The 15352-nt window shown below is 43.3% G+C and carries 12 protein-coding genes, 1 other RNA gene and 3 pseudogenes; 5 read left to right on the forward strand and 11 right to left on the reverse strand.

Features of this window, described 5'->3' with window-relative positions; genetic code table 11:
• Window positions 1-73: 73 nt before the first annotated feature.
• The 6 genes and pseudogenes from FTU82_RS01735 to FTU82_RS01760 form a co-directional block, all read right to left on the reverse strand.
• Window positions 74-1321, reverse strand: coding sequence for an FAD-dependent monooxygenase (locus FTU82_RS01735; protein WP_180085189.1), 1248 nt, complete (start codon window positions 1319-1321; stop codon window positions 74-76).
• A complete protein-coding gene (locus tag FTU82_RS01740) occupies window positions 1318-2526 on the reverse strand; it encodes an FAD-dependent monooxygenase (RefSeq protein ID WP_180001167.1) in 1209 nt (402 codons plus the stop codon). Before FTU82_RS01740 ends, FTU82_RS01735 begins: the two co-directional genes overlap by 4 nt.
• A gap of 117 nt (window positions 2527-2643) precedes the next feature.
• Window positions 2644-3549, reverse strand: coding sequence for an aromatic amino acid DMT transporter YddG (gene yddG / locus FTU82_RS01745; RefSeq protein ID WP_074383056.1), 906 nt, complete (start codon window positions 3547-3549; stop codon window positions 2644-2646).
• A gap of 478 nt (window positions 3550-4027) precedes the next feature.
• Window positions 4028-4266 (reverse strand): annotated as a pseudogene (locus FTU82_RS01750) (DUF378 domain-containing protein).
• Between the two features lie 292 nt (window positions 4267-4558).
• Window positions 4559-5893 (reverse strand): Xaa-Pro aminopeptidase, encoded by a 1335-nt coding sequence (gene pepP / locus FTU82_RS01755; protein ID WP_180100980.1) that lies wholly within the window; start codon window positions 5891-5893, stop codon window positions 4559-4561.
• A 128-nt stretch (window positions 5894-6021) separates the two neighbouring features.
• Window positions 6022-6654, reverse strand: coding sequence for a UPF0149 family protein (locus FTU82_RS01760; protein ID WP_005096352.1), 633 nt, complete (start codon window positions 6652-6654; stop codon window positions 6022-6024).
• A gap of 64 nt (window positions 6655-6718) precedes the next feature.
• On the opposite strand from FTU82_RS01760, the gene FTU82_RS01765 reads away from it, so the two are divergent.
• The 3 genes from FTU82_RS01765 to ssrS all read left to right on the forward strand — a co-directional run bounded on the left by FTU82_RS01765 (window position 6719) and on the right by ssrS (window position 7838).
• Window positions 6719-7276, forward strand: a complete 558-nt coding sequence (locus FTU82_RS01765) for a hypothetical protein (protein WP_005096351.1) — start codon at window positions 6719-6721, stop codon at window positions 7274-7276.
• A complete protein-coding gene (locus tag FTU82_RS01770) occupies window positions 7273-7560 on the forward strand; it encodes a cell division protein ZapA (protein WP_004279505.1) in 288 nt (95 codons plus the stop codon). The genes FTU82_RS01765 and FTU82_RS01770 overlap by 4 nt, the downstream gene beginning before the upstream one ends.
• A gap of 97 nt (window positions 7561-7657) precedes the next feature.
• Window positions 7658-7838: non-coding RNA, 6S RNA (ssrS, locus tag FTU82_RS01775), on the forward strand.
• Window positions 7839-8027: 189 nt separating this feature from the next.
• Here the strand turns inward: ssrS and FTU82_RS01780 are convergent.
• From FTU82_RS01780 to FTU82_RS01790, 3 genes are all read right to left on the reverse strand, one after another.
• Window positions 8028-8189 carry a YqaE/Pmp3 family membrane protein gene (locus FTU82_RS01780; protein ID WP_005096350.1) on the reverse strand — a complete coding sequence of 54 codons (162 nt, stop codon included), beginning with the start codon at window positions 8187-8189 and terminating at the stop codon, window positions 8028-8030.
• A gap of 309 nt (window positions 8190-8498) precedes the next feature.
• Window positions 8499-9776: a sorbosone dehydrogenase family protein gene (locus FTU82_RS01785; protein WP_227523622.1), complete on the reverse strand. Its 1278-nt coding sequence runs from the start codon at window positions 9774-9776 to the stop codon at window positions 8499-8501.
• Window positions 9777-10275: 499 nt separating this feature from the next.
• Complete coding sequence (locus FTU82_RS01790; RefSeq protein WP_171063357.1) at window positions 10276-10758, reverse strand: VOC family protein; 483 nt, start codon at window positions 10756-10758, stop codon at window positions 10276-10278.
• 419 nt (window positions 10759-11177) lie between these two features.
• Between FTU82_RS01790 and FTU82_RS01795 the strand changes: the two genes are divergently transcribed.
• Together FTU82_RS01795 and lon are read left to right on the forward strand one after the other, a co-directional pair.
• A complete protein-coding gene (locus FTU82_RS01795; protein ID WP_005171883.1) occupies window positions 11178-11759 on the forward strand; it encodes a 5-formyltetrahydrofolate cyclo-ligase in 582 nt (193 codons plus the stop codon).
• 146 nt (window positions 11760-11905) lie between these two features.
• Complete coding sequence (gene lon / locus FTU82_RS01800) at window positions 11906-14332, forward strand: endopeptidase La (protein ID WP_180085187.1); 2427 nt, start codon at window positions 11906-11908, stop codon at window positions 14330-14332.
• A gap of 60 nt (window positions 14333-14392) precedes the next feature.
• On the opposite strand, the pseudogene FTU82_RS01805 reads toward lon, so the two are convergent.
• Window positions 14393-15175, reverse strand: a pseudogene (locus FTU82_RS01805) (M28 family peptidase); the annotation flags it as partial.
• 18 nt (window positions 15176-15193) lie between these two features.
• Window positions 15194-15352: pseudogene (locus FTU82_RS01810) on the reverse strand (IS4 family transposase); the annotation flags it as partial.

Here is a 15352-nt window from a genome sequence, read left to right on the forward strand (position 1 = left end):
AAAAAATCGTATTTTTTTTAAACAAAATCGTTACTCTTTATGGATGTTTGTTTAAAAAATTTACATTTCAACGCTAAGCTGCATAGCGTGTGTCTTTAAGTAAACTCAGACCATTGGCCTGTGCCATAAATGCATCTTTTAACATGGGCTGATTTTCCACCTGTTTCAGACCGAAATTACGTGCCCAAACCATCGGGAAAAATGAAGTCGTTTCCATCCAGCCAATCGCAGACATGCTGTGCATCATGGCATCGTTTTGTCCTTTACGGCGGTGCTCATAACGCTTCAGGCTTTGCTCGTGTGCCCAAATACCACGTGACTGATCATGCAGCAATACATCACAAAGCACGGCAGCATCCAGACAGCCAATATTCACCCCTTGACCTGCCAGCGGATGAATCACATGGGCAGCATCACCAATCAAAGCCAGACCATCTTGAACATAGTGTTGGGCGGCACGTGCTTTTAATGGAAAAGTCGCACGTGGTGTCGCTTGTACGACCTTACCGAGCATATGATGACTTTCACGGGTCAATAGCTGTGTAAAGTCAGCATCTGACAACCCTGCATATTCTTCAGCATAATCATCCGGCAAAGTCCAGACGATGGATTGCCAATGTCCCTGCTCTTCTTTTTTTAAGCTGGCCATCGGTAAAAAAGCCAGAGGGCCAGTTTCCAGAAAAATCTGGCGCGCCATATGCTGATGGGGCTGTACAGTTTGAATCGCACAGCTGATCCCGGCCTGTTTATAGTCCAGTACATCAATATCGATGAAAGCTTGCTCACGGACAAAGGAGTTGGCACCATCTGCACCAATCACCAGCTTGGTTTTAAGCTGTGTGCCATCGGCCAGATGAATGATCCAGACACCGACTCCACGTTCTACCCGGCTGACTTTAACTTCGGTACGGTAATCCTGTACAGCGTCAAGCATCTTTTGCTGAATAGCCAGATTCAGGATACTCGGTTCCACCATCGAACCTAAGGCTTGTTCTACTGAGGGTGTTTTTTCTGAAGGCTGGCCGAAATTAATATCACCATAGCCATTTTTATTCCAGACCTGCATACCGGTATAAGGCTGCTGACGTGCCAGTTTTTCCCATATACCGACTATTTTTAATAGGTGAATGGTTGCCTGACTCAGCGCCAAAACACGTGGATTCGCCACACCTAATGCCTTATCTGCATCTAAAATTGGGGCAGCGTCTAAAACTGTAGGCTGCACACCACCTTGCGCCAGCAGAAGTGCAGTCAGTCCACCGACCAGTCCACCGCCAATAATGACCACATCCAAGATTTCGTTATTTTGATTTAAGCTCATGCTTTTAATCCCATGGCATAATTTGCAACCAAAGGTTTAATGCCTGGAATATTTTCAAAGCAGATTAAGCCTGTGTTACGCATCAGTTTGAGGAATGGATTCTGATTACTAAAACCGCGTACCACTGAATCACAGAATTTAATGACCCGCTGCTGATCTTTCAGGCGTGATTTTTCGTAGTCCTGTAGCATGGCTGCATCACCTAAATCAGCACCCTGCTCAAGCTGCTCTGCCAAATAGCGATTAAGCACATAAGCATCGCGCATACACAGGTTAAAGCCCTGTCCGGCTACAGGATGGATGGTATGTGCAGCATTGCCCATCAATACCACACGGCCAACGGCCTGTTTTTCTGCCAGGACTTGAGACAATGGGAAGCTAAAACGGCGACCGGTTTTCTGGAATTTTCCGGCACGATCACCATAAGTGTCCTGCAAGGCATCAAGAAAATGCTGATCATTTTCATCGCCCAACCATTCACCTTCTGTGCCTTTTTTTACCGGCCAGACAACGGAACGGCGATATTCACCCGGCAATGGCAATAACGCCAAAGGGCCTAAATGACTGAAACGCTCAAAACCGACATGACCATGGGGCTTCGAGGTTTGTACTGTAGTCACGATCGCGACCTGATTATAATCGTGTTCTGAAGTACCAATGCCCAATGCTTTACGGCAGAAAGAATCACGACCGTCTGCGGCAATGACCAGTTTAGATTGTAAAGTCAGCTCAGATTCACCACGCTGCGCCTGAATATAAGCACAATCGGCATCTTGGGTCAGCGATGTGACTTGTACACCATCAATCAGTTCAATCAGCGGCTGTTGTTTCACTTGGGTCAGCAGCACACGGCCGAGCCAGGCATTTTCAATCACCTGACCGAAACTTTCGACTTTTTCCTGTTCTGCTTTTAGGCATGCCTTACCAAAGCTGCCTTGTTCGGTAATATTGACTTCCAGAATTGGTGTGGCATGTTGCTGTAGTGCACCCCAAAGGCCGAGTTCCTGATAGATCTGTACACTACGGCGCGACAAGGCACTGTTACGCGCATCAAAACTGGAATGATACGGGGCAAGATGTTCATCATCATAATCTGGATATTTGATGGCTTCCAAAAGTTTGACTGCAATATTGGTTTTCGCCAACATCAGTGCGAGGCTTAAGCCCACCATACCACCACCGACAATGATGACTTCTTGTTGCATGCTGTAATCCTTTCAATGTCGTATCTAAGTCAATAGATACTTATAATCATGATGGATTTTATATTAGCTCAAAAAAATTCTTTTTTATAATGAAATAGCGTGTCTCGCCTCTGATGTTTATTGTTTCCGGGTGGCCAACCAGCACAGAATTGCTCCAGCCGTAACCATTGCCACACCCTGCCAAAAACCAAAAGACAAAGACGTACTCAGCAATAATGCTGCAAATAAAGCAGATAACACCGGAGTAAAATAGGAAGCACCCGCCATTAATGTCATGTTTCCAGAAATAATTCCAATATTCCAGGCACCATATCCCAAACCTAAAGCTCCGGCTGCCATAATCAAAGTGACGGTATTATCATAAGTAAAATTAAGCGCTGCTCCATTCATCAGGAAATATTTGATCCAGAGCACAACCGCAGCAAGGGCAAAGAATATCGTGACCAAGTTTTTACCTTGAGAAGTTTTTACGGTCACGGAACAATATGCAGCCCACAAAACCGCTGCAGCAAAAGCTAAACCATAACTAAGAGGATTAGCTTTCAAATTGCTCCATATTTGTAAGAGATCAAAGCCGGTATCTCCGCCTAAAACCCAACAAATTCCAACCAAGGCCAATAGGCAACCAGGAAGAATTAAGAGATTGGCTTTAACGTTGTTAAAAATGATTGCAAATAATAAGGTAAAAGTCGGCCATAGATAATTAATCATCCCTACTTCAATGGCTTGCCGACTATTTTGAGCATAACCAATAGAAAGGGCAAAACATAATTCATAAGCAACAAATAAAAGACTTCCCCACCATAAATAAGGCTTTGGAATAGTAGAAAGCTTGGGTAGACCGATGGTAAAAAATAAAATAATGGATGCCACACTGTAAATCAGGGCAGCACCTGCGACCGCTCCAAAACTCTCACTGACACTACGAATTAAGCCAACATTCGTACTCCAGAAGATGACCGCAGAAAGACCAATTAAAGTCGCGACATTTCGATTAAATACCGGTAGAGCGTTTAAGAGCATGGGCTATTTACTCAGAATCAAAGATATTCAGATATATGCTTTTGTAGTTTTAAAGATTAATTTTTCGACTCATTCAGATCATGCAATGAATCAGAATGATAGTAAATAATGCAGACTTAAATTTTAGATAAGAACTGTAACTTTCAGCTAAATTTATAGTTTTGTATGACTAAAATTGGCACAACATTTATTTTTTTAAATCGTCGCTTAGCTTTTAAGGAGAACTAAGATCTACAGCTTGGAGGTAAAAAAATCATTTGTTTATGGACGTTTTTTCCTCATAACTCCGCTATTTTATAGCTATCCAAACACCCAAAATGCCGTCTCTGTCAGCCAGTCATCTAGCTCAAATCACCATAATAAAAACGGAGCCTCAGCTCCGTTTTATTGATAACTATTCCATCCACTCAAGCCGAATTTTAATTATTTAAAATCAACCTTGTAGGGATGTAAGTCATATAGATTAATCGTTGGCGTATTAACGCACCACTCGGCTATGCGGCTCAGTGTGATGCACTGTTTTTCCTAATTTCGTACCGGTATAGATCAGGTACAATGCCGACAAACCAACCAGTACATAAACAATTCGAGAAAGCGCAGTCATATCACCAAAGATTGCAGCAACCAAATTAAAGTCGAATGCACCAATTAAACCCCAATTGATGCCACCAATAATTGTTAAAGCGTAAGCAATCAGTCAATCGTATTTAGTCTCATAAGTCTTCTCCTGCTGTTCTTTAAGTTTATTTAAGGATCAGAGAAAGTATGAGAAGCAAAGCGCATTTAATATGTAGCTTTGATGCTAAAAACCGATTTTCTGTGTTGAATTCCTGTCAATTTTTAAGCTGCAAATTTTAACTGGGTGAGTTTTATTTGACTTGTTCGTGATAAATGTAATTGAAATCTTTTTTACTATCGTTGCGCAATCTCTCAAAAGATCTGGCTTCAAATCTATTAGAGCAGTCATAAAAAAAGCCGATCTAAGGATCGGCTTTTCATGTCTCTAAAATTAAGTAGCCTGTGCTTTCGCCATTAATGCTTCAATGTCTTCTACCGTTTTCACGACTTTCGCGGTTAACACCAACGGGCCATTTGCAGTGGCCACGACATCATCTTCAATCCGGATGCCAATGCCACGCCATTTTGCATCCACAGTTTCATCATCAGGTGCAATATATACACCCGGCTCAACGGTGACCACCATGCCTTCTTCATACGGACGCCATTCACCATCGACCTTATACGCGCCAACATCATGCACATCCATACCAAGCCAGTGACCCGTGCCATGCATGTAGAACTGGCGGAAAGCTTCTTTTTCTATAATGTCGTCGATATCACCTTGCATCAAGCCAAGATCAAGCAGACCTTGCACCAGGATGCGCACAGCAACATTGTGCGGTTCTTTATAGGAGTTGCCAATTTGCACGGCATTGATCGCAGCGATTTGGGCATCCAGTACCACGTTATACAAGGCTTTCTGTTCCGGACTGAATTTACCATTCACTGGAAAGGTACGGGTAATATCTGAAGCATAAAGCTGATATTCAGCCGCGGCATCAATCAACACCAAATCACCATCTTTCAGCGCTTTATCATTTTCTACGTAGTGCAGGATGCAGGCATTTTCACCGCCACCGACAATACTGTTATAGGCCGGAACACCGCCATTCTTGCCGAAAATATAATTCAGCTCGGCTTCGAGTGCATATTCCATCATGCCCGGACGTACTGCTCGCATCGCTTGAGTATGTGCATCTGCCGAAATATCTGAAGCAATTTGCATCAGTTCAATTTCATTGTCATCTTTATGCAGACGCATTTCGTCAATAATACGATCCAGCTGAATCACTTGAGCAGGTGCAGACGTACCACGCCGGCTTTCACCACTTGCAGTCGCAATCCATTTCGCTACACGTGCATCAAAATCCGCGTTGTGGCCAATGCGATAAAATAACTGGTCTTTATTTTGTAATTTTTCCAGAATTCCTTCATCTAGCAGATCAATCGGATAGGCTTCATCTGCATCATAATCCTGCATCGCCCCATCAATCCCTGCACGATAGCCATTCCAGATTTCCATTTCCCGGTTACGTTCCCGGCAGAATAAACTATAGCTATAGCCTTCTTCTTCAGTGTCAAAGGTTTCAATCACAGCCACAGCTTCAGGTTCTGAAAATCCGGTTAAATAGAAGAAACTACTGTCTGCACGGTATTTATAATCTGCATCACGGTTACGCATCGCCACCGGACTGGTCGCGATAATCGCAATACTGCGTAAACCAATTTCCCCTGCGAGAATACTGCGACGTTCCTGAAAATCAGCTTGTGTTAATTTCTTCATTACACCTTACTTCTTGTCAATTCATGCTTTTATTGAAATTTTCTCTTGAAAACAGAACATATATTCTAATGAAACAGCAAAATATATGCCTGATTTCAAGCAGTGTGATGACATAGCTAACTATTTAGTTAGCTTGGACGTTTAGGCGAGAAAATTTCGACCACGCTTTGCGCCTCTGTAGCAGAAACCTGAGGCTGCACTTTTTGTGTCAATTGCTGCAAGAGTGGCGTTTCCTCAACCTCCACTTTCTTACGTCCCAAAGACAGGCTCACTGGAATCAGGCGCACAAATTCATACAATTCCTGATAGCTTTCTTCACCTTCGGCATCATCGTCTGAGTCTTCAAATTCAACCGCTGCAACATCTTGTAAATGTTCAATCAGTTCTACTTCGTCCTGACGAATATGACCAGAAGCCAGACCAAAACCTAACACCACGCCTGCGCACCAGTCCGCCAATGCCTGCACACGTTCTGAGAGCACATGCTCATCATCTGGAAGCAAAGGTAAATAATCCAGTTCATCTTCAGACAATGCATGGAAAACATCTTCAGCTTCGCCAGTCAACAGTTCTAATGCTTCGGCATCCAGTTCAGGCACATCCAGTGTTTCTAAAATCTGTAACCATTCTTCACTGCTCGGTGCCTGGGTGACACAAACAATCCCGGTCAGCAAACCATGCAGTTCACTCGGGCTAGAAATTTCCTCAATTGAAGAAAAATTGCGGTGCCATTCGGTCCAACCTGAAATATCGTCTTGCATTCGTTTATCCAATCTCTATACTGCTTATATATTACCTCTGTTTGCAACACTGTGCGACCTCGATATGTTAGAAGAATTACAGCGTCTACAAGTGCAGATTGGCGTGTTAAAAACGCGACTCGCACGGCTTGAAAGTGAGAATTCCAGTTTGCGCGAAGAGCAAGACTCTTCCATGGTGCAACATCAACAGCAAATTGAACAAAAGAACAGCGTGATTGCGCAAAAACAACAAGAAAATGAACACCTGACCGAACAGCTGACAGATTCTCGTGCCCAGTTTCAACTGCTCAATAATGATGCAACTGCACTGGCAGACCGTTATGGCCGTCTGGAAAAAAGCTGTACCGATCTGAAAAACCGTTTTCAGGAAATTCTGGCTGAACGAAATGAACTGCGGGTTTTGAAGGAAAAGATGCTGATCGAACAGCGTCAAGCCCAACAGGAAATTCAGCGCCTCAATCAGGAATCTGAGCGTTTAACCCAGAAAAATGAAAATGCCAAAGCCAAAGTTGAGGCGATTATTCAACGTCTGGCAATTCTCGGCACTGCGCAGGATCATCATGCACAAGAAATCCAACAACTGGCCCATCCGACTGAAGTAACTGAGGAAGCCTCATCATGAGTGAACAAATTGCAATTGATCTCAGAGTATTGGGGCATAGTTTCCGTTTGGCCTCTACTCCTGACAAGCAGGAAGAATTAGAGCGCGCGGCACAGTTATTGAATGATAAATACGATGAATTTCGTCGTAAAGCACCACGCATGGAACCCAGCAAGCTGATTATCATGGTGGCACTTGAGCTGATGCAGGAAGTCTTGAACATGAACAGATCACTTCAACAATATGCGCATTGCGAGCGTTTGTTACAAACCATTTTAGAAGAAGTTGAGGAACTAACAGAATAATCTCATATTCTGTTTAAACTTCGGCCATTTGGCTGAACTGTTTACAGTTCATGAACAGCATAGAGTTGCCACACCGACATTATCGTTTATAATTAACTTATCTCTGAGGTGTTCGCCAGCGGGTCTATATCCCTGCCGATACTTATATCTCCGGATGCGTTCTGCATATTTAGAGTGTATGCCTGCCTTCGTGCAGGAAACCCAGCAAGTATGCGTCGCGTCCACCTTGAACTCATCGGGTTCAGGGTAACGACATGCAGCGGCATCTTCGGAGTACTTTAGTTTTTTGCTTAAAATATACTTATAATTCTCTTAAAATCCTTTCTAAATTTTCTCTCAGTTCTATATTTCAGTATTTATCTCGGTCATTTTTCAAAGTTCATTTTATTCATGCCATTATCTGGTAGGCCTATAAAATGCTTAACAAGAAAATCGCTTTAACTTTCTTTTAAATACACATTGAATTTTCAAGTTATTTGATCTCGATCTAAAATAAACATGGCCCAGATTGCGGCAGGAATCCAGCCTAAAATTGAAATCTGCAGCATGAGACATATTGTTGCTTCAACCGGTTTGTGAATGGTCATAAATAATGACCAGGGGAAAATAAAGGCAATCATCAACTTCATTTTAAATACCCTCTTGTGTTCGTGTTTGCAATTTTAATATCCAGTTTTTACTGGACTCTGTGTTCGCTCTTTTTAGTGTTATCAAAAAAAATATGCATGCTGTATCATTCTAAAAAACATCTCAAAAGCCTAATTCAGTTAGCTTAAATGCAGCTTAAAAATTATTTTAAATCAGCTTGGCGAACTTATATTTTCAATTATCGTCTTGACGTTTTTATGAAAAAGACCTTGCTTTCACTCGCGCTGCCCAGCAGCTTTTCACTCGACTGAAACCCCTCATCTTTGGGCTGTTTAGGTGAAAACTGATTGCTACTTGGCAGCCGTATTCAAGGGTGATACCCGCCAAATCACGTCACCGACATCATCAGCCACTAAAATAGCGCCTGCAGAATCTACGGTTACACCAACAGGGCGCCCAAATGCTTTGCCCTGCTCGCTTAAAAATCCGGTTAAGACATCTTGAGGCTGACCGAAAGGCTGGCCATTTTGAAAGGGAACAAAAATCACTTTATAGCCACTATGCGGTTTGCGGTTCCATGAGCCATGCTGGCCAATCAGTGCACCATTTCGATAATGAGGCATTAGATCTGCTGTATAAAAACTTAAGCCCAATGATGCTGTATGATTACCCAAAGCATAGTCTGGTGGAATTGCCCGTGCCACCCGTGCAGGGTTTTGCGGCTTGACCCGTGTATCTACATGTTGGCCATAATAACTATAGGGCCAGCCATAAAAAGCACCGTCTTTAACCGAGGTGAGATAATCTGGAACCAGATCATTGCCGAGCTCATCACGCTCATTGACTACCGTCCAGAGTTTGCCACTCTGTGGTTGCCAGTCCATACCATTCGGATTACGAAGTCCGGTTGCAAAAGGTCGTGCTTGAGTATTGGCCAGGTCAAATTCCATGATCAGTGCCCGACCTTCTTCTTGATCCAAGCCATTTTCAGCTACGTTACTGTTGGAACCTACCGTAATATAGAGTTTGCTGCCCGTAGGATTGGCAATGACATTTTTGGTCCAGTGATGGTTTAAACGACCCGCCGGTAAATCCAGTACTTTGGTGCCGGTTGCAGTAATTTGAGTAGCACCTGCTTGATAAGGAAAGCGCATCAGGGCATCAGTATTGGCCACATACAACATATTGCCGACCAGCACCATGCCAAATGGAGAGTTGAGATTCTGTAAAAATACAGTTTTTTGTTCAGCGACTCCATCACCATTATTGTCACGAAGCAGACTAATGCGGTTAGCACTCGGATGCGATGAGCCGGCTCGCTGCATTACCCATTTCATGATTTTGCCTTTAATTCCTTTGCTATCATCAGGCTTAGGTGGTGCATCGGTTTCGGCCACCAGCACATCACCATTTGGCAATACATAGATCCAGCGCGGATGCTGCAACCCTTTGGCAAATGCCTGAACTTTTAAACCTGTAGCCGGAGTGGGCATTTTGCCCTCAGGCCAACCTTTGGCAGGTGCAATATTGACTGTAGGCAGCAAGCTGGATTTTGGTTTGGGTAACTGTGGCTGGGAACCATAACTGTCAGCAATTGGCGACTTGGATGGCATAGTACAAGCCGTCATCGCCAGCAGAAGTGCCAAGCCTGCACCAGGCAAAAAAAAGTGAACCGGCTGAATAGGCATTTTTATCTCTTGTTATTTTTTATCGTCATCGACTTACTTTAAAAAACAATTAGAGATGCCACTAGTGGCTTGATGTTTTTTCTGGTTATGAATTGGTTATCAGTTTTGAAGTAGATTTGTTTTTTTGTCGTAGCAGCATGATGCACAAGAGCTAAAAGAATTCTGATCAGTCATTCGACTCAGGGATTGTTGTAGTTCATCCAAGCACAGCTCCGTTTTAAGGTTTCATATACTGTTCAAAATAAAAGCCCATCTTTTGATGAGCTTCTACGTGCAAATCAGACCTGAATGATCCTAAACCTAGAGAATCTATGAATAAGAGAGTCGGATATTCGTCTGAAATACTTCAAAAAACAATTAAGGGAAGTCCTCCAAACAGCTGGGTAAGATTGTGCTACACAGCCAGATCCACTGGAATGAAAGATAAGATCCGTGGCTCTCAACCACGAAATGCCGCTTCAATCGCGGAGATGTCAATTTTCTTCATGGTCATCATTGCATCAAAGGCACGTTTGGCGGCGGCACGGTCAGAACTGGTCACTGCCTGAATAAGCACAATTGGCGTAATCTGCCAGGAAATGCCCCACTTGTCTTTACACCAGCCACACTCGCTTTCCTGACCGCCATTGCCAACAATTGCATTCCAGTATCGGTCGGTTTCTTCCTGATCTTCAGTTGCCACCTGAAATGAGAATGCTTCGTTATGCTGGAATGCCGGGCCACCATTTAGTCCAATGCAGCTAATACCCAGCACCCTAAAGTCAACGGTGATGACATCGCCTTCTTTTCCAGAAGGATAGTCTCCGGGTGCAAGGTTGATCGCGCCAATTGAGGAGTCAGGAAATGTCTCGGCATAAAATCGTGCAGCAGCTTCAGCGTCGTTATCATACCAGAGGCAGATGGTGTTCTTCGCAATATTCATCATGTTCAATCTCCATTGATTTAGGTCTTACGCGCTCTGCCTAGGCACAATGTGTTAGATCTATTGGGTTAATCAGAGATCTGATCCCTTATCTATAATTCACTCAAAAACACAAAAAATCGATTTTAGATTTGTACCTTTATTAATCAAAATCTGTTTCATGATCATCAAAATGATGACTTAAAAACGCATGCTTCACAGAAAATAAAAAAATTATGACATTTTAAGCAGCCAATAATTCAATGCCTTTAATTGACCAATTTTAATCAAGTTTTTAGAGATGAGATTCATTATGAAATTTGCTGAACTTAACCAAGTTGCTACCTCGTCATATGAGAATCAAGATCACAATTATTTTTTACTTTTCCCGAATTCCCACTTAGACTAGAGCACACTTTTGTCAGATCTGCTTTTGCCCTATGACCATTCAAGAATTAAGAAGATACCTGCGTAAAACACGTCGTCATCTTTCTAAATTTGAGCAAAGGCAAGCTGCACAAAAAGTTTTAAATCGCCTTATACGTAGCCCGCAATTTATTCATGCCAAGCACATCGGCATTTATCTGCATGCTTTTGGTGAGATTCATACCCACACCATTATTGAACGCTGCTTTAAACTGGGCAAACAGGTCTATCTGCCTGCGATTTGCGACATGAATCAACAGCTGGTCTGGATCCGAATCAGCCAGCATCAATATCGCAACAAGCGCTTTGCCTATCATCGGCTGGGAATGCGGGAGCCCATGACGACACGTGGTACTCATGTTTCTAAGCTGGATTTATTGATCATGCCGCTGCTGGCCTGTGATCATTCAGGGACACGCATTGGGATGGGTGGCGGTTTTTATGATCGAACCCTGGCTTCTGCGCCCGGGCTTCCATTCCGTCTGGGACTGGCGCATGACTTTCAACTGCTTAGCCAGTCCTTAAAACGGGAAAAATGGGACCAACCCTTGGATGCTCTTATTACCCCGACAGTTTTTTTAGCTTTCAAACGCTAATTTCTCAATTTCCCTGTTGTGAACTACTTTAAAATCACATAATTAGTCATTTTTCATACAATTTAATCTTAACGCCCCTTGTATTTTTTAAATTACCCATCACTATTAAAACATGGCAACACCGTTGTCACTCATTAGGAGTGCTCATGTCTGAAATTATTATGAATCAAGAAACCTTAGAGCCTCAGGTTCCAAGTGTACTACCCCTTTTGGCGCTGCGTGATGTGGTGGTTTATCCGCATATGCAAATTGCGCTGTTTGTCGGTCGTGAAAAATCGATCAATGCAGTTGATGTGGCTCGTAACAGTGACAATCTAGTATTTGTAGTTGCGCAAAAAGATTCGCTTACAGAAGAAATTGATCACGACAATTTATATCAATACGGTACTGTCGCGAAGATTGTGCAAGTTGTGAATCACGAAAATGATGAAAACTGTATCAAAGTCCTGATTGAAGGACTGCACCGTGCCAAACTGAAAACCATCATTGACGAAAATGAGTATCTGACAGCAGAACATGAACTCAGCCCAATGACCGTTACGGTGGATGAAGACACTCAAGCCGTGCGCTTACAAGAATTACGTGCGCTTTTTGCTCAATATGCAGAAGCGAAACTTCGTAATGCGCGTGAACTGATCACCGCAGCCAACAAAATTGAAGACCTGTTACAGTTATTATTCTTCGTGGCGACCCGTGTTCCATTGAATATTGATGTCAAACAAAAATTCCTGGAACATGATGAATTCGAAGCGCATTTAACTGAGCTGATGACTTATCTATTGCAACAATCTGAAGAACAGCAGATTGAGCAAACCCTGCATGACTCTGTTAAACGTCAGATGGAAAAGAACCAGCGCGAATACTTCCTGAATGAAAAAATGAAAGTCATTCAGCGCGAGCTTTCTGATATGAACGGCGGCGCGGAAGATGATGTCGCTGAAATTGAAAAACGTCTTGCTGAAGCTGATTTGCCTGAGCATGTACGTAAAAAAGCAGAAGCTGAATTCCGTAAACTCAAAGCGATGCAGCCTGCTTCAAGTGAAGCTGCTGTGGTACGCAACTATCTGGAAGTGATTCTGGATACACCGTGGAATAAAGCCAGCAAAGTCAGCATTAACCTGAACAAAGCACAGGAAATTCTGGATGCAGACCACTATGGTCTGGACGATGTCAAAGATCGTATTGTGGAATATCTTGCGGTTCAGTCACGTGTGAAAAAATTGCGTGGCCCGATTCTGTGTTTAGTCGGCCCTCCGGGTGTTGGTAAAACCTCACTGGGTGAGTCGATTGCCAAAGCAACTGGTCGTGAATTTGTACGTATGGCGCTGGGTGGTGTACGTGACGAAGCCGAGATTCGTGGTCATCGTCGTACCTATATCGGTGCGATGCCAGGTAAAATCGTGCAGTCATTGACTAAAGTTGGCGTGAAAAATCCGTTGTTCTTGCTCGATGAAATCGACAAGATGGCGCAAGATTACCGTGGTGATCCGGCGTCTGCGATGCTCGAAGTCCTCGATCCATCACAGAACAACAAGTTCAGTGATCACTACCTGGATCTGGATCTAGATCTGTCTGAAGTAATGTTTATCTGTACCGCAAACAGCATGAACATTCCTGAAGCCTTGCTGGATCGTATGGAAGTGATTCGTCTTCCGGGTTATACCGAAGAAGAAAAAGTCAATATTGCAGATCGTTATCTGGTACCAAAAGCCATTAAAAATAATGGGCTGCGTGCTAAAGAGTTAACTGTGCATGAAGAAGCGATTCGTGACATCGTGCGCCGTTATACCCGTGAAGCCGGTGTACGTAGCCTTGAGCGTGAAGTATCCAAAATTGCACGTAAAGTGGTCAAAGAAGCGGTGAGCAAAAAAGCCAAAAACCTTCAGATTGAAGTGACAGCAGGCAATCTTCCAGATTACTTGGGCGCACATAAATTTGACTATGGTATGGCGGAAGAAGAAGCACAAATCGGCCGTGTCAATGGTCTGGCTTGGACTTCGGTGGGTGGCGAATTGCTGACCATTGAGGTTGCAGCCGTTCCAGGTAAAGGTAAGTTCATTACTACCGGTTCTCTTGGCGATGTCATGAAAGAATCAATTACCGCTGCCATGACTGTGGTGCGTACCCGTGCAGATGAGCTTGGCATCGAAGCGTCCCGCTTTGAAGAAACCGATGTGCACGTGCATTTACCGGAAGGTGCGACACCGAAAGATGGTCCATCCGCAGGTTTGGCATTGACCACTGCATTGGTATCTGCATTTACCGGGATTCCGATTCGTCCGGATATCGCGATGACAGGTGAAACCAGTCTGGGTGGTCGTGCATTACGTATTGGCGGTTTGAAAGAGAAACTTCTTGCAGCCCATCGTGGTGGCATCAAGCTGGTCTTCATTCCACAGGAAAACGTACGTGATTTGGCGGAAATTCCAGAAAATGTCAAAGAAGGTCTAGAAATTAAAGCCGTAAAATCGATTGATGAGATTTTACCGCTGGCACTGACCTCTTTGCCAAAAGCCTTGGTTAAAGCACCAATTGTGAAAACCAAAGAAGAAGCGAAAGCAGCGCGTCATTAAGATGAGCTGATTTGCCAAAACCCTGCTCCGGCAGGGTTTTTTATTGTGTAAAGAAATTGATTAAGGTTGCAAGGCCATCTCTACCAGCCCATCAATCACATAGGTCATCTTTTTCAGATCCAGTTTATCCAAGGTGTCCAGCTCAGTATTATAATAAGGGTTACGATAATGCGCCGTATCGGTAATTAACATGGTCGAATAATTGAATTTGGCATAATTCAGATAACCAGAAAAATTCATATCCTGAGCAAAAGTTGGACTGATAAAACGTTGACATTCCAGACGGTTAAGACTTTGCATGGCAGTACAATAATCTCCGGTCATGCCAGTCGAGGTCAAATGACCAATCGCGGCAATAAAGTTCCCATGATCTGGATAAATCCATTTCAACCCCACCGGATAAGTCTGCACCAGATTTTCATCAAAATAGCCAATTGAATCCAGAATCACCACACCTTTCAGCTTCTGCTTTTTTTTCTTGAGCGACTTGGCATGAATATAGCTGCCCATATGCTCTGTCTTGAAAAAAGGCGGCTCTTCCAAGGTATAAAAAGCAAATTCGATCTCATGTTTGAGCTTGGATTTTTGCAAGGCCAATAATCTTGCGGTTTCCAGTAAACCTGCCACTCCCGAGGCATTATTGTCAGCACCATATCGATCACTAAAGACATCATAATGCGTGCCCATGACCATTTTGGTTTTGGCCTGAGCATTTAAATGGCAAATGACATTTCGATAGCTTAGGCTATTAACTACATAGACCTGAAACTGACAGGGAATGCCAAAACGCTGCATCTGTCCTTTAATCCATGCAGACACTCGGTTCAGTTCTTTAACATTCTTCTCTGTACACGACAAATTTCACAGAACCCTTATCCTATCAGGATTCTGCTTTCTTAAAATTGCCAAAATTTCCTTAAACTCTTCTTTTTTCCCAAAACCAATTAAACGCTGAATCGCCATTTGAACATAGTCTAAACCATAGCGAAATAAACTCATTGAGAGTCGTCCATGCTTCTT

The organism is Acinetobacter sp. YH12151 (assembly GCF_013418355.1).
GTDB classification, from domain to species: domain Bacteria; phylum Pseudomonadota; class Gammaproteobacteria; order Pseudomonadales; family Moraxellaceae; genus Acinetobacter; species Acinetobacter pseudolwoffii.

Bases quoted from the DNA above. Each gene is read 5' to 3' on its own strand.
- yddG (WP_074383056.1), bottom strand. From the start codon at position 3,549: ATGCTCTTAAACGCTCTACCGGTATTTAATCGAAATGTCGCGACTTTA.
- FTU82_RS01735 (WP_180085189.1), bottom strand. From the start codon at position 1,321: ATGAGCTTAAATCAAAATAACGAAATCTTGGATGTGGTCATTATTGGC.
- lon (WP_180085187.1), top strand. From the start codon at position 11,906: ATGTCTGAAATTATTATGAATCAAGAAACCTTAGAGCCTCAGGTTCCA.
- FTU82_RS01785 (WP_227523622.1), bottom strand. From the start codon at position 9,776: ATGACGGCTTGTACTATGCCATCCAAGTCGCCAATTGCTGACAGTTAT.
- FTU82_RS01795 (WP_005171883.1), top strand. From the start codon at position 11,178: ATGACCATTCAAGAATTAAGAAGATACCTGCGTAAAACACGTCGTCAT.
- FTU82_RS01770 (WP_004279505.1), top strand. From the start codon at position 7,273: ATGAGTGAACAAATTGCAATTGATCTCAGAGTATTGGGGCATAGTTTC.
- FTU82_RS01740 (WP_180001167.1), bottom strand. From the start codon at position 2,526: ATGCAACAAGAAGTCATCATTGTCGGTGGTGGTATGGTGGGCTTAAGC.
- pepP (WP_180100980.1), bottom strand. From the start codon at position 5,893: ATGAAGAAATTAACACAAGCTGATTTTCAGGAACGTCGCAGTATTCTC.
- FTU82_RS01760 (WP_005096352.1), bottom strand. From the start codon at position 6,654: ATGCAAGACGATATTTCAGGTTGGACCGAATGGCACCGCAATTTTTCT.
- FTU82_RS01780 (WP_005096350.1), bottom strand. From the start codon at position 8,189: ATGAAGTTGATGATTGCCTTTATTTTCCCCTGGTCATTATTTATGACC.
- FTU82_RS01790 (WP_171063357.1), bottom strand. From the start codon at position 10,758: ATGAATATTGCGAAGAACACCATCTGCCTCTGGTATGATAACGACGCT.
- FTU82_RS01765 (WP_005096351.1), top strand. From the start codon at position 6,719: ATGTTAGAAGAATTACAGCGTCTACAAGTGCAGATTGGCGTGTTAAAA.